Raw genomic sequence first — 18,214 nt, forward strand, 5'->3', positions numbered from 1 at the left:
GCTCCCTCTCCCGCAGGCGGGAGCGGGAGCAAGTCAGCGTCGCGACAAGAGCAACGCCTCCGCCCGCGCGAGGTCGTCGAGCGTATCGATGTCCGTCACCACGCCGGCGTCGTCGACCTCCACCTCGCCCACCGCATTCATCTCGCGCAAGCGGCGCAGCACGGACACCGCACCCGCGGGCCCCGAAAGCGCCATGAGCGCCGCACCGTTCGATGCCGCGAAGCCCACCGGATGGCCCCGCGCCCCCGCATGCACCGGCTGCACCGCCTGCCATTGCGACAAGGCCAGGGCGATGCGCCGCATCGTCGCCGCCTGCACCAGCGGAAGGTCCGCCGGCAGGATGAGCCAGCCGCCCGCATCCGCCGTCGCGCGAACGGCCGACGCGATGGAATCGCCCATGCCCGGATGGCCCGCGTCCTCCAGGTGCCATGGCAGCCCGCTCTCGCGCACGGCCGCCAGCGTGTGCTCGAGCACCGGCCGTCCGCCCAGCGGGGCCGACAGCTTGTGCGCCGTGCCGCCGGACGCGAGAAAGCGCTCTCCGCGGCCGGAGGCCAGGACGATCACGGTGGGTGGCGGCAATTTCATTCCCTCAGTATCCACGGCGGCGCCTGCGCAACAATGCGCCTCATGAGTTCCCCCAACGAAATCCTGGCCGCGCTGCGCAAGAGCTACGAGCGTGCCGAGCTGGACGAGACGAGCAGCGCGCCCGACCCGCTGATTCAGTTCGAGCGCTGGCTCGCCGAAGCCATCGACGCCCAGCTGCCCGAGCCCAACGCCATGACGCTGGCCACCGTCGGCGGCGACCTGCGGCCCTCGACCCGCATCGTGCTGATCAAGGGCTACGACGCGCGCGGCATCGTCTGGTACACCAACTACGACAGCCGCAAGGGGCAGGAGCTCGCGGGCAACCCCTGGGCCGCGCTGCAGTTCCACTGGGTCGAGCTCGAGCGCGTGGTGCGCATCGAGGGCCGCGTCGGCAAGGTCGACGAAGCGGAGAGCGATGCCTACTACGCCAGCCGCCCCCTCGATTCGCGCGTCGGCGCCTGGGCCAGCCCGCAAAGCGAGGTGATCAGCGGGCGCGACGTGCTGGTGAAGAACGCGGCTCTCCACGCCGCCAAGTACCTGCTCTCGCCGCCGCGGCCGCCGCACTGGGGCGGCTATCGGCTGGTGCCCGACCGCTGGGAGTTCTGGCAGGGGCGCAAGAGCCGGCTGCATGACCGGTTGCGCTACCGGCACGAGGATGGGGCGTGGGTGCGCGAGCGGTTGGCGCCTTGACTCGCTGGAGCTAAAGCGCCCCCACCAGCGCCATCACGACCGACGCCGTGACCAGCGCCAGTGCGGTCGACACCGCCACGCTCGCCGTCACCAGATCCTCGGCGGTCTTGTAGCGCTGCGAAAAGAGGAAGACGTTGGCGCCGATCGGCAGTGCCGCCGCCACCACCATCACCTGCAGCGGCAGACCGCGAAGGCCCAGCAGCCAGCCCAGCAGCGCGACCAGCGCCGGGTGCGCGAGGTTCTTGATCAGCGCCTGAGCCAGCGCCGGGCGCCAGTGATGGCCGATGGGGGTGGACGCCAGCGTGATGCCCACCATCACCAGCGCGATCGGGCCGAAGGCCTGGCCCAGCCAGGCGATGGGCTTGTCGACGGACTCGGGCAAGCCGAGGCCTGTCTGCGCGAACAGCAAGCCCGCGATGATCGGCAGCGGCACCGGATGGACGATCGCGTTGTAGAAGGCGCGCCCGAGCGTGCGCAGGATCGGCGTGCGCTCGCCGCCGGGCTGGCGCGCCTGCTCGCGCGCCACCGCCAGCTCCAGCACCAGCGTCGCGCTGGTCAGCAGCACCAGCGAATGCAGCGAGATCAGCGTCAGCAGCACCACCATGCCCTCGGGACCGAAAGCCAGGCCGATCAGCGGGATGCCGATCATCACGGTGTTGCTGAAGGTGTTGGCCAGCGCGATCACGGCCGAGCTGCGGTTGAAGCCGCGCACCACGAGCGTGGCCGCGAAGATGAGCCCGGCTGCGAGGAAGTAGGCGGCCACCGGCCCCAGCTTCAGCTGCTCCACGTGCACCGTGCTCATGGTGCGGAAGAGCAGCGCGGGCGCGAGCAGCAGGAAGATCAGGTTGGAAAGATCGCGCACGGCGCCGCCGGTGACCCAGCCCCGCCGCCCTGCCAGGAAGCCCGCGCCGATGAGCAGGACCACGGGCACCAGCGAGGAGAGGACCGATGAATTCACCGCGCGAGCATACAGGCGCCGGATTGCGCGACGCCCGGCCGGCAGCAGGCTCTGCACGTTCCCGCGCGCCTCACTATGATGGCCCGCTCCCCTCCCGTCCTTTCTCTCAGGACCGATCCATGAGCATTCCCACCACGCGTCTCGGCCGCACCGGCCTCACCGTCTCGCGCCTCGCCCTCGGCACCATGACCTTCGGCCTGCAGACCGACGAGGCGGTCTCGTTCCAGGTCCTCGACAAGGCGACCGAGGCCGGCATCAACTTCCTCGACACCGCCGACGTCTACCCGCTCGGCGGCACGGTCGAGACCACCGGCCGCACCGAGGAGATCATCGGCCGCTGGCTGCAATCGAAGGGCCCCGGCGCGCGCCGGCGTTTCGTCATCGCGACCAAGGCGGTCGGCAAGGTCGGCCCGAACCCCTGGGACCAGGGCGCGTCGCGCAAGCACCTGCTCGATGCCATCGATGCCTCGCTCGCGCGCCTGCAGACCGACCACGTCGACCTTTACCAGCTGCACAGCGACGACCGCACGACGCCGCTCGACGAGACCCTGGAAGCGCTCGACACCATCGTTCGCTCGGGCCGCGCGCGCTACATCGGTGTGTCGAACTTCCTCGCCTACCGCCTGGCGCGCGCCATCGGCATTGCGCAGCTGCACGAGCTCACGCGCCTGGTATGCGTGCAGCCGCGCTACAGCCTCCTGTTCCGCGAGATCGAGCGCGAGCTGTTGCCGCTGGCCGGCGAGGAAGGCCTGGGCGTGATCCCCTACAACCCGCTCGCGGGCGGGCTGCTCACGGGCAAGTACAAGGCCGGCGCCGGGCCGGAGGCCAACACGCGCTTCACGCTCGGCACGGCCGGCTCGATGTACCAGGACCGCTACTGGAACGAACGCAGCTTCGCGACCGTCGCGCAGCTGCACGCGCTGGCCGACGAGGCGGGCGTGCCGCTCGCGACGCTGGCTGTGGCGTGGGTGATGGCCAACCCGCTCATCACGGCGCCGCTGCTGGGCGCGAGCCGGCCGGAGCAGCTCGATGCGACGATCGCGGCGGCCGGCTACGCCCTGGACCCGGCCCTCAAGCAGCGGCTCGACGACGTGACCGCCGAGTACCGCAAGGGCGACGCGCCGCGCTGAAGAGAAGCGCGTTCCATCCGCGACGCTCGATCAGAAGGTCGCCCGCAGCCCCACCTTCAGGCTGCGCCCAGGCAAGGGCGCGTCCGGGAAGGCGGTGGTCGTGAGGATCGAGGTCGCGCTGTAGGCCAGCTTGTTCGTCAGGTTGTCGATGCGCGCATACCAGGTGAGGTTGGCGCGCTGCACCTTCATGCGATAGGTGATGGCTGCGTTCCACAAGGTGAAGGCATCGGTCGGGCGGGCCCCGATGCTCGGCACGCGGCGCTGCGCTGCGTAGGCATCGAACCCCAGCCGCGCCGTCCACGGGCCGTTCCCGTAGGCCAGCGTGGCCCCCACGCGCGCGGGCGAGATGCGCGGCAGCGGCTCGCCGGTGTCGGTGTTTTTCGCGCGCACCAGGTCGCCGCGCCATTGCAGGTCCAGCGTGGAGTCGTCGGCCGGCTTGGCGAAGCCGTCGGTGCCCAGCAAGCGCAGGTTGCCGCTGGCTTCGAGCCCGGTGAAGCGGGCGCGCACGCCGCGATAGACGTACTCGTCCACCACGTCGGGGAACACCAGGCCCTCCTCGGTTTCCACCGGGCCCGGGTTGATGTTGCCCTCGTCGTCGCGCACGTTGCCCGAGGCCTGGAGCCCGATGTAGTTGCGAAAGCGCGTGACGTACGCATTGACGCGCGCGTTGTTGGCGCCGGACTTCCATTGCGCCCCGAGGTCGAAGCCCACCGACTTCTCCTTCTGCAGATCGGGATTGCCCAGCTCCCACGCCGCCGTCGCCACGTGCGGCCCGTTGGCGAAGAGCTCGTAGTCCTTGGGCGCGCGCTCGGTGTAGGCCAGGTTCGAGGTGAGCTGCCACTGCGGCGTCAGGTCGACCAGCGCGCCCAGCGCCGCGCTGTGCGGATGGAAGTCGCGCTCGCCGACGGCGAAGCGCGTGATGTCCGGATCGGGCGAACCGAGGGACCTCACCTTGACCTGCTCGGTGCGCGCACCGAAGCTCAGGCGGCCCCACGAGGTGCCCAGCTCCTCGTGCAGGAACAGGGCCTTCGAGCGCGTGCGGCTGTGCGGCGCAAAGGCCTCCTCGCCGTCCGCCGAGAAGCGGTTGGTCTCGCTGGTGAAGCCGATCAGGCCCTCCACGCCGCCGATCTTGCGGTGCTTCGCCTCGATGCGCAGGTCGTTGCTCTTGTTGGCGAAGGTGGTCCCGGGCTCCCAGCCTTCGAACTCGGTGTGCCGGTAGTCGGTGTGGCTGGCCTTGGCGTGGATGCTGGTGAAGAAGCCGCCCGGCCGCCATTCGCCCTCGAGCGCATAGCGGTCGGACTTCATGTCGATGGTGACATCGTCTTCGGCCACCGTGCCGTAATTGCTGCGGTAGGTGCTGGCCGAGGCGCCGATCCAGCCCTGGTCGAAGAACAGCGTGCCGCCGATCGCGCCACCGTCGGCCCGGTTGGCCGAGTTGCAGATCTTGCGCGCCAGCCCGGGCCGGCGCGGGTTCTCGCAGTTGAGCTCGATGGGCACCCTGGTGTCGTCCGCGTCGCGGCTGAAGGCATCGACATGCAGCGCATAGCGATCGTTGCCGCCTTCGAGCACGACGCCGCCGCTCTTCTCGCGGTTGCCCGTGGCATAGCCGGCATCGACCCGGCCGCCGAAGCCGTCCAGCGGCTCGCTGGGAATGCGGTTGTCGATCACGTTGACCACGCCGCCGACGGCGCTGCCGCCGTACTGCAGGGCCGAGGGCCCGCGCAGCACCTCGATGCGCTCGGTCACCAGCGCATCGACCGGCACCGCGTGGTCGTAGCTCAACGCCGAGGCATCGGGCGCGGCCCCGCCGTTCTGAAGGATGCGGATGCGGTCGCCGTCCTGGCCACGGATCGTGGGCCGGCTCGCGTTGGGCCCGAAGTAGGTGCTGCTGACGCCCGGCAGGTTGTTCAGCGTCTCGCCGAGCGTGGGCTGGGCGCGCAGCAGGAGTTGCTCGCCCGACACCGAAGTGGTGGGCGCGATCAGATCGCCGGCGCCCAGCGGGTTGCCGGTGACCGTGACTTCGGGCAGCGCGGCGCCGCTCGTCGTGGCGGCGCCATCGGTTTGCGCCCAGGCAAGGCAGGACACGAGGGAAAGAACGGCAAGGCCGACGGCATTGCGCGCGAAATGGGATGACATGTTGAACACTCGTTGAATCGATGAAAGGCCGGCCGCGGCCCGCAAGGCGGGCGCAGCAGTTCGGTCGAAAAGCCGGATTCAGCGAGCGGGAGGCGGGCCGCGCGCGTCGAAGAGCGCGACCCAGCGGGCGAGTGCCTCGCCCTCGAGGTAGAGGAAGGTGGCGGCCGGCAGCAGGGCCGGCAGCACCAGGGCCGGCACGCAGAGCGCGGCCGGACCATGGGACAGTTGGTCGTAGAGCCGGCAGTCGGCGTCGCTGTGAGCGCCGAAGAGCGCCGAGAGGCCATGGCCGGCATGGTCCTCGTCGCCCTCGTCGACGACGGCGGCCGCGAGCGCCTGGGCCTGCGCCGCCCCGAGGCCATGGACCGTGCGGTGCATGAGCCCCAGCGTGGTTGCGAACCACAGCGCGAAGACCAGCACGCACAGCAGTGCGCGGGCCTGGGCGGGACGGGATGCGAGACGCATGGACGGGGATGTAAGCAGGCTCAGGCCTTCTTGAGCCTGGAGGCGAAGGTCTTCTGGAATTTCTCGACCTTGGGCCCGACCACGAAGGCGCAGTAGCCCTGGTTCGGGTTGTTCAAGAAATAGTCCTGGTGGTAGGCCTCGGCCGCCGAGTAGTTGGCCAGCGGCGCGACCTCGGTCACCACGGGCGAACGGTAGGTCTTGCTCGCCTCGATCTCGCGGATCACCTCCTCGGCCACCTGCTTCTGCGCTTCGTCGCCGTAGTAGATGCCGCTGCGGTACTGGGTGCCCACGTCGTTGCCCTGGCGGTTGGGCGTGGTCGGATCGTGCACCACGAAGAAGATCTCGAGGATCTCGCGAAGCGTGATCTGCGCCGGATCGAAGACCAGCTTCACCACCTCGGCATGGCCGGTGCGGCCGGTGCAGACCTGCTCGTAGGTGGGCTTGACGGTCTCGCCGTTGCTGTAGCCGGACTCGACATCCAGCACGCCCTGCACGCGGTCGAAGACCGCTTCCGTACACCAGAAGCAGCCGCCGCCCAGCACGATGGTCTCGGTATTCGGTGATGGCGTGGACATGGAAGCTCTCCGGATGCGCTCGAAATTGGCGAACCCCGCATTGTCGCGGCTTGACGCGCCCAGGCGCGCTCACTACATTACTAACCCGTCAGTCATTAAGAAATCGATGCCCGCCTCCCGCTTCATCAGCGACAAGTTTCTGCCCGAGCGCGCCAAGCGCGAGCGCCGCAAGGAGGCGCGCCCCGGAGAGCTGCTGGAAGCCGCGCTGGACCTCTTCGTCGACAAAGGCTTCGCCGCCACCCGGGCCGAGGAAGTGGCGGCGCGCGCCGGGGTCTCCAAGGGCACGCTGTTTCTTTATTTTCCGAGCAAGGAAGAGCTCTTCAAGGCGGTGGTGGTCGAGAACCTGTCCGGCCGCTTCACCGAGTGGAATGCCGAGTTCGAGGCCTTCGAGGGCAGCACCTGCGACATGCTGCGCTACTGCATGCGCATCTGGTGGGAGCGCGTGGGCTCGACCAAGGCCTCCGGCCTGACCAAGCTGATGCTGAGCGAGGGCCGCAACTTCCCCGAACTCGCCGAGTTCTATCGCCGGGAAGTGGTGCGGCCCGGGCATGCGCTCCTGCGGCGCATCATCCGCCGCGGCATCGACAGCGGCGAGTTCGCACCGGTCGACGTCGACCACGCGATCTACGCCGTGATCGCGCCGATGATCTTCTTGATGCTGTGGAAGCATTCGGCCATGATCTGCGTCGACGGCCAGTCCGAGATCGACCCCGAGAAATACCTCGCGATCCAGGCCGAGACCGTGCTGCACGGTCTCAGCATGCCGCCGAAGGCGGGCACATGAAACGCGCCTTGAAATGGGCCGCCGTGGCGCTGGCCCTGGTGCTTCTCGCCGCAGGCGTGCTGCGGGCGCTCGAGGCGCGCCGCGCGCAGCAGGCCGCGGCTTCCGCCGGCGCACCGGTCGAGACGGTGGTGCAACTGGCGCCCGCCGACGTGGTGCGCGCGGCGAGGCGCGAGCTCGCGCAGACGCTGGCGGTCTCGGGAACGCTGCGGGCCGTCGACTGGGCACTGGTCAAGGCGCGCGTACCCGGCGAGCTGGTGGGCCTCACGGTGCGCGAAGGCGATACGGTGAAGGCCGGCCAGGTGATCGCCCGCATCGAGCCCACCGAATACCACTCGCGCGTGCGCCAGGCCCAGGAACAGGCCGAGAGCGCCCGCGCCCAGGCCGAGGTCGCGCAGCGCACCTACGACAACAACAAGGCGCTGGTGGAGCAGGGCTTCATCTCGCGCACTGCCCTCGACACTTCGCAGTCGAACCTCAATGCCGCGCGCTCCACGCACCGCGCGGCGCTCGCGGCGGTGGAGATGGCGCACAAGTCGCTCAGCGACACGGTGCTGACCAGCCCCATCGACGGCCAGGTGGCGCAGCGCCTCGCGCAGAACGGCGAGCGCGTGTCGGTCGATGCGCGGGTGATCGAGGTGGTGGACCTGAGCCGCATCGAGGTCGAGGCCACGCTGTCCGCGGCCGACTCGGTCGCGGTGCGGGTGGGCCAGCGCGCGGCGCTGCAGATCGAAGGCAGCGGCGGGCTCGGCCCCTCGGGCGCCGAGCGCAGCGTGGGCGCCAGCGTGGTGCGCGTGAACCCGAGCGCGCAGGCCGGCAGCCGCAGCGTCCTGGTGTACCTGCGGCTGGACCGCAGCGAGGGCTTCCGCCAGGGCCTGTTCGCACAGGGCACGCTGGATGTCGGGCGCACCGAGGCGCTGGCGCTGCCGCTGTCGGCGGTGCGCATCGACAAACCCGCGCCCTATGTGCAGATGGTGATCGAGGGGCGCATCGCACACCGCCAGGTCAAGACCGGCGCGCGCGGCCAGGTCGGCGGCCAGACGCTGGTCGCGGTCCAGGGCATCGACGAGGGTGCGCTGGTGGTGGCCGGCAGCGTCGGCCCGCTGCGCGAAGGCACCGCCGTGCGCCTCGCGCCGGCCACGGCCCCCTGAGGCCGCACTGCCATGTGGTTCACGCGCGTCAGCCTGAAGAATCCGGTCTTCGCGACCATGCTGATGCTGGCGCTGGTGGTGCTGGGCATCTTCTCGTACCAGCGGCTGCAGGTCGACCAGTTCCCCAACATCGACTTCCCGGTGGTGGTGGTGATCACCGAATACCCCGGCGCCTCGCCCGAGATCGTCGAGAGCGAGGTGACCAAGAAGGTGGAGGAAGGCGTCAATTCCATCGCCGGCATCAACGCCCTCACCTCGCGCAGTTACGAGGGCCAGTCGGTGGTGATCATCGAGTTCCAGCTCTACGTGGACGGGCGCAAGGCGGCCGACGACGTGCGCGAGAAGGTGGCGGCGGTGCGGCCGTTGTTCCGCGACGAAGTGAAGGAGCCGCGCGTGCTGCGCTTCGATCCGGCGTCGCGGCCGGTGTGGTCGGTGGCGGTGCTGCCCGATGGCGGGAAGGGCGCGCAGCCCAGCGCGGTCGAACTCACCAACTGGGCCGACCAGGTCTTGAAGAAGCGCCTGGAGAACGTGCGCGGCGTCGGCTCGGTCACGCTGGTGGGCGGCACCAAGCGCGAGATCAACATCTACCTCAACCCGCAGGCCTTGGAAGCCTTCGGCGTCAGCGCGCAGCAGGTGGTGGAGGCGGTGCGCAGCGAGAACCAGGCGCTGCCGGTGGGCGCGGTGCGCTCGCTCGAGCAGGAGCGGGTGGTGCAGATCGACGCGCGCATGGAGCGCCCCGAAGACTTCGGCCGCATCATCCTCGCGCGCAAGGGCGGCGCGCCGATTCGCATCGACCAGGTGGCGCGGGTGAGCGACGGCGCGCAGGAGATCGACAGCCTCGCCCTGTACAACGGCCAGCGCACGCTGCTGCTGTCGGTGCAGAAGGCGCAGGACGAGAACACCATCCAGGTGGTGGACGGCCTGCGCAAGGCGCTGGCGGACATCGGCCCGCAGCTGCCGCCGGGCGTGAAGCTGGAGCCCATCGGCGACGCCTCGCGGCCGATCCGCGTCGCGGTCGACAACGTGCGCAAGACGCTGATCGAGGGAGCGCTGCTCACGGTGCTGATCGTGTTCCTTTTCCTCAACTCGTGGCGCTCGACGGTGATCACCGGGCTCACGCTGCCCATTGCGCTGATCGGCACCTTCTGGTTCATGGCCATGTTCGGCTTCACCATCAACATGGTGACGCTGATGGCGCTGTCGCTGTGCGTGGGTTTGCTGATCGACGACGCCATCGTGGTGCGCGAGAACATCGTGCGCCACGTGCAGATGGGCAAGGCGCCCTACCCCGCCGCGCTCGACGGCACGCAGGAAATCGGGCTGGCCGTGCTGGCGACAACGCTGTCGATCGTCGCGGTGTTCCTGCCCATCGGCTTCATGGAAGGCATCATCGGCAAGTTCTTTCACGAGTTCGGCATCACCATCGTGGCCGCGGTGCTGATCTCGATGTTCGTGAGCTTCACGCTGGACCCGATGCTGTCGAGCGTGTGGCACGACCCTTCGATCCACGCGCAGGGGCAGCACGGGCAACGCAAGGCGGGCCTCTACGACAAGAGCATCGGCCGCGTGACCGGCTGGTTCGACCGCGCGACCGATCGCCTCGGCGAGGGCTACCAGTCGATCCTGCGCTGGTCGCTCGCGCACCGGCTCGCGACCGTGCTCGCGGCCGTGGGCATCTTCGTTCTCAGCGTGACGATGGTCCCCCTGCTGGGCACCGAGTTCGTGCCCAAGGCCGACTACTCCGAAACCACCATCAGTTTCCACACCCCGGTCGGCTCCTCGCTGGAGGTGACCGAGGCCAAGGCGCGCCAGGTCGAAGGCATCCTGCGCGAGATGCCCGAGGTGCGCTACACCCTCGCCACCATCAACACCGGCGACGCGCAGGGCAAGATCTACGCGAGCATCTACGTGCGACTGGTCGACCGCAAGGATCGCAGCCGCAGCGTGGACCAGATGTCGACGGTGCTGCGCGAGCGGCTGCGCACCGTGCCCGGCATCACCGTCACCCACGTCGGCTTGCGCGACTCGGTGGGCGGCAACAAGCAGATCGAGTTCTCGCTGCAGGGCCCCGACCTTCAGGAGCTGGAGCGGCTCACGCAGCGGGTGATGGAGGCCATTCGTCCCATCCCCGGCCTGGTCGACCTCGACTCCAGCCAGAAGCCGAACAAGCCGACCGTGAACGTGGTGCTGCGGCGCGACGCCGCCTCCGACCTGGGCCTGGGCGTGGCTCCCATCGCCGCCGCCCTGCGCACGCTGGTGGCCGGCACCACGGTGGGCAACTGGCGCGCGCCGGACGACCAGACCTACGACGTCAACGTGCGCCTCGCGCCCGAGGTGCGCAACTCGCCGGCCGACCTGGCGCGCCTGCCCTTCGTCAGCACGGCCATGGGCGCCAACGCCGACGGCTCCAGCCGCATCGTGCGCCTGCAGCAGGTGGCCGAGGTGCGCGAGGCCACCGGGCCCAACCAGATCAACCGGCGCGCGCTGGCGCGGGAGGTCAGCATCAACGCCAACGTCGCCAACCGCTCCGCGGGCGAGGTCTCGGCCGACATCCGCAAGGCGCTGGCCGGCATCGCCTTCCCGCCGGGCTACGGCTGGCAGTTCAGCGGCTCGACCAAGAACATGCAGGAGTCCTTCGGCTATGCGGTGTCGGCGCTGGCGCTGGCGATCATCTTCATCTACATGATCCTGGCCAGCCAGTTCAAGAGCTTCCTGCAGCCGCTGGCGTTGATGACGGCGCTGCCGCTCACGCTGATCGGCGTGGTGCTGGCGCTGATGATGTTCGGCTCCACGCTGTCGATGTTCTCGATCATCGGCATCGTGATGCTGATGGGCCTGGTGACCAAGAACGCGATCCTGCTGGTGGACTTCGCGATCCGCGCCCGCGCGCCCGTGCTTGCCGCCGACGGCAGCACCGCGCCCGGCCTGCCGCGCGCCGAGGCCTTGCTGCTGGCCGCGCGCGTGCGGCTGCGTCCCATCCTCATGACCACGCTCGCCATGATCTTCGGCATGGTGCCGCTGGCCTTCGCGCTCAGCGAGGGCTCGGAGCAGCGCGCGCCCATGGGCCAGGCCGTGATCGGCGGGGTGATCACCTCCTCGCTGCTGACGCTGGTGGTGGTGCCGGTCGTCTATTGCTACATGGACGATCTCGCCCAATGGGCGAGGCGCATCTGGCGCGGCGAAAAGAAGCCGGCCCGGCGTGCGGACACGGACGCGGACATGAAAAGCCCGGCCCCTAGAATCGAAAGTTTGTCTTGAACCCGACCCCCACACCCCCCACACACAACCGACAGGCACGAGGAAAACGCCCATGAACGCCACCCATGACCTGGAGCGCCTGCGCTTCAACATGATCGAACAGCAGATCCGTCCCTGGGACGTGCTGGACCTCGATATCCTGGACCTGCTCGCGCAGATCCGGCGCGAGGACTACGTGCCCAAGGCGCACCGCAGCCTGGCCTTCTTCGACATGGAAATTCCGCTGGAAGGCGCCACCCGCAAGGAGCCCGGCCAGTGCATGCTCTCGCCCAAGGTCGAGGCCCGCATGCTGCAGGACCTGCACGTCCAGAAGCACGAGACGGTGCTCGAAATCGGCAGCGGCTCCGGCTTCATGGCCGCCCTGCTGGCGCACCGCGCCGCGCAGGTGCTGACGCTGGAGATCGACCCCGGCCTCGCGGCGGTGGCGGCCGAGAACCTGAGGCGCAACGGCGTGAACAACGTCGAGGTGCGCCAGGCCGACGGCGCGGTCCCGCTGCCCAGCGGCCCGACCTTCGACGTGATCGTGCTCAGCGGCTCCGTCGCACGTCTGCCGCAGGGCCTGATGGGCTCGCTCAAGATGGGCGGCCGCCTCGCCGCCATCGTGGGCGACGAGCCGATGATGCGCGCCCATTTCGTCACCCGCGTGGGCGAAGGCAAGTGGGACATCGTGCAACCCTGGGACACGGTCGCGCCGCGCCTGCTCAACTTTCCGGCGCCTTCGCGCTTCGCGTTTTAGGGCAGGCCCCCATGATCGACCAGGTTCCCCCGGGCCGGCTGGCCGACTGGTTCGCGCTCGACGCATCCGCACCGCCGGTGCTGCTCGACGTGCGCGAGCCCTGGGAACGGCAGACCGCGAGCGTCACGCCGCAAGGCTTCACGCTGGTCGCCATTCCGATGAACGAGATCCCCGCGCGCCTCGCGGAGCTCGATCCGGCGCAGCGCATCGCATGCCTGTGCCACCACGGCGCGCGCAGCCAGCGCGTGGCCGCCTTCCTCGCCCAGAACGGTTTTGCCGAAGTGGCGAACGTCGCCGGCGGCATCGACGCCTGGTCGACGCAGCACGACCCCTCCGTTCCACGCTACTGATCCCGCAGATCAAGGACCCTCAATGCCCGTACCCCGGCTTCTCCCCCTCACGGCGGCCATCGTCGCCGCGATCGCACTGCCGGCGCACGGCCAGAGCCTGATCGATCTCTACGACTCGGCTCGCGGTTACGACGCGACCTACCAGGCCGCCCGGGCACAGTACGACGCCAGCCTGGCGCGCGCCGCCCAGGCCAGGGCCGGCATCCTGCCCAGCGTCGGGCTGTCGGCCGGCGCGTCGCGCACCGAGCTGGACGTGAACACCCCGCTCGGCGACACCTCACGCGGCTTCAACACCCAGACCGCGGGCATCAATGCGACCCAGCCGCTCTACCGCCCTGCGAACTGGGCCACCTACGAGCAGGGCAAGCGGCAGGTCGACATCGCGCAGGCGGTGCTCACCATCGCCGACCAGGACCTGGTGGTGCGCGTGAGCCAAGCCTACTTCGACGTGCTGGCCGCGCAGGACACGCTGTCGCTGGTGCGCGCGCAGAAGGCGGCGGTGGCCGAGCAGCTGGCCGCGGCCAAGCGCAACTTCGAGGTCGGCACCTCGACCATCACCGACACGCGCGAGGCGCAGGCTCGCTTCGACCTGGTGGTGTCGCAGGAGATCGCGGCCGAGAACGACCTGCAGGTCAAGAAGATCGCGCTCGACCAGTTGGTCGGCCGTCCCGGCAGCGTGCCGGTGCCGCTGGCCGCGCCGGTGCAGCTGCCCGAGGTGGCGCCGGCCGACATGAACGCCTGGGTGGCGCAGGCCGAAAACGTGCATCCTTCGATCCGCCAGGCGCGGCTCGGGCTCGACGTGGCCTCGCTCGAAGTCGAGAAGGCGCAGGCCGGCCACAAGCCCACCCTCGACGCCAACCTGGGCTACAACGTCAGCAACAACCCGCATGGCACCAGCACCACCACGACCAAGTCGCGCATCAATGCCGCGACCATCGGCGTGACCTTCAGCATGCCGCTGTTCGCAGGCTACGCGATCGAGAACCGGGTGAAGGAAACGCTGGCGTTGGAGGAGCAGTCCCGCTCGGTGCTCGAATCGACGCGCCGCAGCGTCACCCAGGCCACGCGCGCCGCCTATCTGGGCCTGGTCTCCGGCGCCGGCCAGGTGAAGGCCCTCGAGGCAGCGGAGGCTTCCAGCCAAAGCGCGCTCGACGCCAACCGCCTGGGCTACCAGGTGGGTGTGCGCATCAACATCGACGTGCTCAACTCGCAGAGCCAGCTCTACCAGACCAAGCGAGACCTGGCGGTGGCGCGCTACAACGTGCTGCTGGGCAACCTGAAGCTGCGCCAGGCCAACGGCACGCTGACGCCGGACGACCTGCGCGCCATCAACGGCACGCTGGCCACCGACGGCCGGCCTGCGGTGGACATGACCGTGACGCCGCCGCAGCCGCCGGCCTCGCAGCCGGTACCGGGCACGCGCCCGCCCGGCGCGCCGACGACGATCCCGGTGGTGCCGCCGGTGCCGGTGCCGCCCTTCACGCCGCCACCCCCGGTGATGCCCTCGCCGCCTCCGCCGCCGGTGATCCTGCCGCCGACGCGGTAGGCCCCGTGAGGCCCCTCCGCTTATTGAGGCGGAATCCGCCACTGAGAGTCTGCGTTTAAGACGGTTTTCGACTCCCTCTCCCGCTCGCGGGAAAGGGTCTGGGGTGAGGGTGGTGCCCCGGACGGACCTGCAAGGCTCGACAAGGCTCCCGCAATGGTGAGGCGCAGGCAATGAGTAGGGGCAGGTAGCTCGGTAGCTCAGACACTCAACCGAGCTGCCGTCCCCTGCGTACAAGCACGGGCCCCAGGCCCTCGCATGCCGCGGCCGCTCACCCTAACCCACTCTCCGCAAGCGGGGAGAGGGAGTCAGACCCTTCTGCCGCGCAGCCTCCTAGGCGCCGGCCATCTGGCAGTCCTCTAAAGCAAGGGCCTTGAGAAGTAGCGCCGCTTCGGCGGCGCTTGGGCGCTGGTCAGGATGGAATTCGAGCATTGCGCTGATGGCCGCGAGAAATCCCTCCGGCACTTCAGCGCCGCGGGATTCCGCAATCACTCCGGTAACTTCGAGCGTCGACTCCAGCGCTGCCTGATACTCCTGCGGGGTCCTGCATTTCGCGTCGATCAGCGCGGAGAGGAAATCGGAGGATCCCGTGACAGCTCTGAGCATGACGAGGCCGACGCTCCAGACATCGCTCTTCGGTGAGATGGAATTCGCGAGCCCAGGGTTTTCATATTCCGGCGCGTGATAGGCCTGGTTGCCATCAGGGACCAATTGCTCCTTTTTGAAAATCGGACTGTAGGCAGCAATGCCTCGTTGCCCAGACGCTGTGCCAAAATCAATGACCACGGCCTCGCCGTCAGGCCTGACGAGGATGTTGTCCGGTTTGATGTCCTGATGAATAACGTTCAATTCGTTCAGTATCTCGAGGGCGGAGGTGATGCCGATGCCAATCCGAACGTAGTCCATTCTCGCGTCGTCGCTCAGAGCCGACTCGAGACTTCTTCCATCGATATGCTCCATGAGCATGTACGGTTCACCGGCATCGGTAAGCCCTGAACCACAATACTTCGGCAGATGATCTTTTGCTGATGAATCGGGACGTTGTGCGACGGCACTCAACACCCGAGTCTCTTTCCACAATCCCAAGGGATCCTGCAACTGGCCGTCCTCCAGCATGAATGTGCGCTTGACCACAACGCGGGTGTCCCCGTGCATAGTGTTGCTGGTGCAGTATCCGTTGGCGCCGGCAGCGATGCAGTCCATCATTGATTTGGCCGAATCCCTGTCTCCAATCGAAGGGCCAAGGGGATGATCTGCTTTCACTTGACTGTCAGTCTTCCAGCACGCCAGCCGGGACTCTTGAAAGTCGATCCAGAATCCTTCTCCCGCCAACGGCCTGGCCAGCGAGAGGTTGAACTGTTCATCGGATTGTGCAGTGGCTGACCCGTCCTGCTGCCCGCTACCGAAAACTTCCTTGAGCAGCTGACCGGCTTCGCGACCGAAAATACCCAAGCGCCCCAACGTGGCTCCAACCATCCTCACAATCACCCCCTCGTGATGTAGTACCTAGTAAGTAGCAGGCGCGGGGGCGCGGTTCCGCCACAGCGAGATGACAGACGAGAAATAGTCTGTCACAAAGAGCGGCGCATACGATGCCGTGGCCGGGTGATCCTGCCGCCCAGCCCATGGGCATCGGCACAGCCGCTCGTGATCCTGCCGCCGACACGACGAGCCGCTCTTCTGCATACGCCTGCGATTGCCGCCGAATGCCACATCGGAGTAAGGTAAGCGCCCCGGCGACTCCGTCGGTGCTCCACAGCGCAGGAGACACGCATGACCACCGACCCACAGGCGGGCACCAACGTGCAGGAAATCGCGGACGGCATCTTCCGCATCAACACGCCGGTGCCGCTGCCCGACGGCCAGCTCTTCAGCTTCAACCAGTACCTGGTGATCGATGAGGAGCCGCTCCTGTTCCATTCCGGGCCGCGGCAGCTTTTCCCGTTGGTGAGCCGGGCCATCGCGAGCGTGATGCCCCTCGAGCGCCTGCGCTACGTCGGACTGTCCCATGTGGAGGCGGACGAGTGCGGCGCCTTGAACCTGTTCCTTGCGGCTGCGCCGCAGGCCGTGCCGCTGTGCGGCAGCCTCGCCGGCATGCTCTCGATCGCCGACATGGCCGACCGCCCGCCCCGAACGCTCGCCGACCGCGAGGACCTCGTGCTCGGCAGCCACACGGTGCGCTGGTTCGACACGCCCCATCTTCCGCACGGCTGGGAGTGCGGATTGATGATGGAGACGCAGACGCGCACCTTCTTCTGCGGCGACCTTTTCACGCAGCCGGGCAACAGCGAGAAGGCGCTGGTCGATACCGACATCCTCGGGCCCAGCGAAGCATTCCGGCATCAGATGGACTACTACGCGCATGCGCCGCAGACCGCCGCCATGCTGGCCCGGCTTGCGCAGCAGGCACCGCGCACGCTCGCGTGCATGCACGGCAGTGCCTGGCAGGGGGACGGCGCATCGCTGCTCGGCGAGCTCTCGAACGCGCTGTCGGCTGCGCGCTGAGCCCTGCTTGAACCCAGGAAGACCTAACCCGCGCGGCAGTTCCCGAACTCGCAGCGCACGGCCAAGGTCTGGCCATTGCTGCATGGGATGCTGTGGCGCTCGTAGCCGGGCCCCTTGTCGACCAGGGTGGCCATGGGCAGCACGCTGCAGCGGCGGGCCTTGGCGAACTGCTCGGCGCTGTAGGTGTCGCGACCGGTGCTGCGCAGCGCGGGCTCGGCGGCGCGCTGGCCGGGGGGCACCCAGGTCACGCGCACGCTGGGGTCGGTGTTGACGTAGCCCTTCTGCGCCAGGCAGTTGAGCATGGAGGTTTCCTGCCTGGAATGCCAGACGCGGCGCTCGGGCGTGTAGACCGCCTTCTGAAAGGCATAGAGGCCACCGACCACGGCGACACCGCTCAGCGTCGGGATGCCGGCCATCCAGCCCACGCCGACCACGCCGGCGTCGAGCACGACGAGCGCATCGTCATGCTGGCTGGCGCGGAAGGGAATGCTGGCGGCGGAAGCGCGGCAGCGGGCCAAGTCATGCTCGTAGGCGGCCGCGTCGCCGGGTGCCTGCACGGCAGGAACGTAGTCGGCACCGGAACCGGAACCGGGGCCTTGGTTGGGGCGGGTTGCGCAGCCGGCCGCCAGGGCGGCGATGCAGAAGATGCTCAGCAGTCTTTTCATGGATGTCCTCGACGGGTCCTCAACTCCGCCGCCGATTGAAACACACAAATAGTTACTTTCCCAAGCGACTTTTCGCACGCCGGGGCGTCGGCGCCACAGGGGCCGGCCGTCGGCCGCGAGCCTTGCGCCAGGCGTTCTCGAACCGGGTGCATGGCACGCTAGCATCGAGCGCTTTGGCTTCATGCTTTCCGCCGCCCTCTTCTGCCTGGTCGTCGCCATCAGCGACGGCGACACCCTCAAGCTTCGCTGCGGCGAAGCCGGCGCCTTTCGCCAGCTCACCGTGCGGCTGCATGCCATCGACGCGCCCGAGCTGAACCAGCCCTTCGGCCGGCGCGCCAAACAGGCGCTGTCGCAGATCGCCTACCGCAAGACCGCGCGCCTGGACTGCGAGGACGGCGTGGACCGCTACCACCGCCGCGTCTGCCGGGTGAAGGTGGCCCCGAACTCCTGCACCGAGGCGCACTGCGCGAAGACGCTGGACGCCGGCCTCGCGATGCTCACCATGGGCATGGCCTGGTGGTCGCGCGCCCATGCCGACGAACAGAGCCCCACCGACCGCGGCCAGTACGCCTTCGCCGAATTGGAGGCCAGGGGCAAGCGCACCGGCCTGTGGGCCGATCGGCATCCCGTGCCGCCCTGGAACTGGCGCGCCGCGCATCCGCGTGCTCGCTGAATCGCACGGCATCGGA

17 protein-coding genes are annotated in these 18,214 nt (G+C 68.7%); 10 read left to right on the forward strand and 7 right to left on the reverse strand.

Annotated features, from left to right (window positions below; genetic code table 11):
- Positions 1-33: 33 nt before the first annotated feature.
- Positions 34-585 (reverse strand): nucleotidyltransferase family protein, encoded by a 552-nt coding sequence (locus AC3A6Y_RS14060; protein WP_487868834.1) that lies wholly within the window; start codon positions 583-585, stop codon positions 34-36.
- A gap of 33 nt (positions 586-618) precedes the next feature.
- Here AC3A6Y_RS14060 and pdxH point away from each other — a divergent pair, with 33 nt between their 5' ends.
- On the forward strand, positions 619-1,275 hold the full coding sequence (gene pdxH / locus AC3A6Y_RS14065; RefSeq protein WP_487868835.1) for a pyridoxamine 5'-phosphate oxidase: 657 nt from the start codon (positions 619-621) through the stop codon (positions 1,273-1,275).
- A gap of 10 nt (positions 1,276-1,285) precedes the next feature.
- On the opposite strand, the gene AC3A6Y_RS14070 is transcribed toward pdxH, so the two are convergent.
- Positions 1,286-2,233, reverse strand: a complete 948-nt coding sequence (locus AC3A6Y_RS14070; protein ID WP_487868836.1) for an AEC family transporter — start codon at positions 2,231-2,233, stop codon at positions 1,286-1,288.
- A 119-nt stretch (positions 2,234-2,352) separates the two neighbouring features.
- Here AC3A6Y_RS14070 and AC3A6Y_RS14075 point away from each other — a divergent pair, with 119 nt between their 5' ends.
- Positions 2,353-3,363 carry an aldo/keto reductase gene (locus AC3A6Y_RS14075; RefSeq protein WP_487868837.1) on the forward strand — a complete coding sequence of 337 codons (1,011 nt, stop codon included), beginning with the start codon at positions 2,353-2,355 and terminating at the stop codon, positions 3,361-3,363.
- Positions 3,364-3,393: 30 nt separating this feature from the next.
- Here AC3A6Y_RS14075 and AC3A6Y_RS14080 read toward each other — a convergent pair whose 3' ends face one another.
- From AC3A6Y_RS14080 to msrA, 3 genes are all read right to left on the reverse strand, one after another.
- Complete coding sequence (locus AC3A6Y_RS14080) at positions 3,394-5,499, reverse strand: TonB-dependent receptor (protein ID WP_487868838.1); 2,106 nt, start codon at positions 5,497-5,499, stop codon at positions 3,394-3,396.
- Positions 5,500-5,577: 78 nt separating this feature from the next.
- Complete coding sequence (locus tag AC3A6Y_RS14085) at positions 5,578-5,961, reverse strand: hypothetical protein (RefSeq protein WP_487868839.1); 384 nt, start codon at positions 5,959-5,961, stop codon at positions 5,578-5,580.
- A gap of 20 nt (positions 5,962-5,981) precedes the next feature.
- Complete coding sequence (gene msrA, locus AC3A6Y_RS14090) at positions 5,982-6,536, reverse strand: peptide-methionine (S)-S-oxide reductase MsrA (protein ID WP_487868840.1); 555 nt, start codon at positions 6,534-6,536, stop codon at positions 5,982-5,984.
- Between the two features lie 106 nt (positions 6,537-6,642).
- Here msrA and AC3A6Y_RS14095 point away from each other — a divergent pair, with 106 nt between their 5' ends.
- Genes AC3A6Y_RS14095 through AC3A6Y_RS14120 form a run of 6 tightly spaced genes read left to right on the forward strand, consistent with a single transcriptional unit; the run spans position 6,643 to position 14,358 of the window.
- Positions 6,643-7,320: a TetR/AcrR family transcriptional regulator gene (locus tag AC3A6Y_RS14095; protein WP_487868841.1), complete on the forward strand. Its 678-nt coding sequence runs from the start codon at positions 6,643-6,645 to the stop codon at positions 7,318-7,320.
- Positions 7,317-8,468, forward strand: coding sequence for an efflux RND transporter periplasmic adaptor subunit (locus tag AC3A6Y_RS14100; RefSeq protein ID WP_487868842.1), 1,152 nt, complete (start codon positions 7,317-7,319; stop codon positions 8,466-8,468). The genes AC3A6Y_RS14095 and AC3A6Y_RS14100 overlap by 4 nt, the downstream gene beginning before the upstream one ends.
- A gap of 12 nt (positions 8,469-8,480) precedes the next feature.
- The gene (locus AC3A6Y_RS14105; protein WP_487868843.1) at positions 8,481-11,726 is read left to right on the forward strand and encodes an efflux RND transporter permease subunit; all 3,246 of its coding nucleotides are present in this window, start codon (positions 8,481-8,483) and stop codon (positions 11,724-11,726) included.
- Positions 11,727-11,778: 52 nt separating this feature from the next.
- Positions 11,779-12,462, forward strand: a complete 684-nt coding sequence (locus AC3A6Y_RS14110; protein WP_487868844.1) for a protein-L-isoaspartate O-methyltransferase family protein — start codon at positions 11,779-11,781, stop codon at positions 12,460-12,462.
- Positions 12,463-12,473: 11 nt separating this feature from the next.
- Entirely contained in the window at positions 12,474-12,812 is a 339-nt protein-coding gene (locus AC3A6Y_RS14115; RefSeq protein ID WP_487868845.1) for a rhodanese-like domain-containing protein, read from the forward strand.
- A 22-nt stretch (positions 12,813-12,834) separates the two neighbouring features.
- Entirely contained in the window at positions 12,835-14,358 is a 1,524-nt protein-coding gene (locus tag AC3A6Y_RS14120) for a TolC family outer membrane protein (protein ID WP_487868846.1), read from the forward strand.
- Between the two features lie 330 nt (positions 14,359-14,688).
- Here the strand turns inward: AC3A6Y_RS14120 and AC3A6Y_RS14125 are convergent, their stop codons facing one another.
- Positions 14,689-15,807: a protein kinase domain-containing protein gene (locus AC3A6Y_RS14125; protein ID WP_487868847.1), complete on the reverse strand. Its 1,119-nt coding sequence runs from the start codon at positions 15,805-15,807 to the stop codon at positions 14,689-14,691.
- Positions 15,808-16,128: 321 nt separating this feature from the next.
- Here AC3A6Y_RS14125 and AC3A6Y_RS14130 point away from each other — a divergent pair, with 321 nt between their 5' ends.
- Positions 16,129-16,860: an oxygen-binding di-iron domain-containing protein gene (locus AC3A6Y_RS14130; protein ID WP_487868848.1), complete on the forward strand. Its 732-nt coding sequence runs from the start codon at positions 16,129-16,131 to the stop codon at positions 16,858-16,860.
- Between the two features lie 23 nt (positions 16,861-16,883).
- Here AC3A6Y_RS14130 and AC3A6Y_RS14135 read toward each other — a convergent pair whose 3' ends face one another.
- Positions 16,884-17,525, reverse strand: a complete 642-nt coding sequence (locus AC3A6Y_RS14135) for a hypothetical protein (RefSeq protein ID WP_487868849.1) — start codon at positions 17,523-17,525, stop codon at positions 16,884-16,886.
- A gap of 181 nt (positions 17,526-17,706) precedes the next feature.
- Between AC3A6Y_RS14135 and AC3A6Y_RS14140 the strand changes: the two genes are divergently transcribed.
- Positions 17,707-18,198, forward strand: coding sequence for a thermonuclease family protein (locus AC3A6Y_RS14140; protein ID WP_487868850.1), 492 nt, complete (start codon positions 17,707-17,709; stop codon positions 18,196-18,198).
- Positions 18,199-18,214: the final 16 nt, after the last annotated feature.

The sequence above is a fragment of the Variovorax sp. Soil_C_17 genome (assembly GCF_057657265.1).

What these genes read in the sequence shown, in the direction of transcription:
- AC3A6Y_RS14060 (WP_487868834.1), bottom strand. Translation starts at nt 585, where the DNA reads ATGAAATTGCCGCCACCCACCGTGATCGTCCTGGCCTCCGGCCGCGGA.
- AC3A6Y_RS14100 (WP_487868842.1), top strand. Translation starts at nt 7,317, where the DNA reads ATGAAACGCGCCTTGAAATGGGCCGCCGTGGCGCTGGCCCTGGTGCTT.
- AC3A6Y_RS14110 (WP_487868844.1), top strand. Translation starts at nt 11,779, where the DNA reads ATGAACGCCACCCATGACCTGGAGCGCCTGCGCTTCAACATGATCGAA.
- msrA (WP_487868840.1), bottom strand. Translation starts at nt 6,536, where the DNA reads ATGTCCACGCCATCACCGAATACCGAGACCATCGTGCTGGGCGGCGGC.
- AC3A6Y_RS14080 (WP_487868838.1), bottom strand. Translation starts at nt 5,499, where the DNA reads ATGTCATCCCATTTCGCGCGCAATGCCGTCGGCCTTGCCGTTCTTTCC.
- AC3A6Y_RS14130 (WP_487868848.1), top strand. Translation starts at nt 16,129, where the DNA reads ATGACCACCGACCCACAGGCGGGCACCAACGTGCAGGAAATCGCGGAC.
- AC3A6Y_RS14085 (WP_487868839.1), bottom strand. Translation starts at nt 5,961, where the DNA reads ATGCGTCTCGCATCCCGTCCCGCCCAGGCCCGCGCACTGCTGTGCGTG.
- pdxH (WP_487868835.1), top strand. Translation starts at nt 619, where the DNA reads ATGCGCCTCATGAGTTCCCCCAACGAAATCCTGGCCGCGCTGCGCAAG.
- AC3A6Y_RS14120 (WP_487868846.1), top strand. Translation starts at nt 12,835, where the DNA reads ATGCCCGTACCCCGGCTTCTCCCCCTCACGGCGGCCATCGTCGCCGCG.
- AC3A6Y_RS14135 (WP_487868849.1), bottom strand. Translation starts at nt 17,525, where the DNA reads ATGAAAAGACTGCTGAGCATCTTCTGCATCGCCGCCCTGGCGGCCGGC.
- AC3A6Y_RS14105 (WP_487868843.1), top strand. Translation starts at nt 8,481, where the DNA reads ATGTGGTTCACGCGCGTCAGCCTGAAGAATCCGGTCTTCGCGACCATG.
- AC3A6Y_RS14095 (WP_487868841.1), top strand. Translation starts at nt 6,643, where the DNA reads ATGCCCGCCTCCCGCTTCATCAGCGACAAGTTTCTGCCCGAGCGCGCC.
- AC3A6Y_RS14075 (WP_487868837.1), top strand. Translation starts at nt 2,353, where the DNA reads ATGAGCATTCCCACCACGCGTCTCGGCCGCACCGGCCTCACCGTCTCG.
- AC3A6Y_RS14140 (WP_487868850.1), top strand. Translation starts at nt 17,707, where the DNA reads ATGCTTTCCGCCGCCCTCTTCTGCCTGGTCGTCGCCATCAGCGACGGC.
- AC3A6Y_RS14115 (WP_487868845.1), top strand. Translation starts at nt 12,474, where the DNA reads ATGATCGACCAGGTTCCCCCGGGCCGGCTGGCCGACTGGTTCGCGCTC.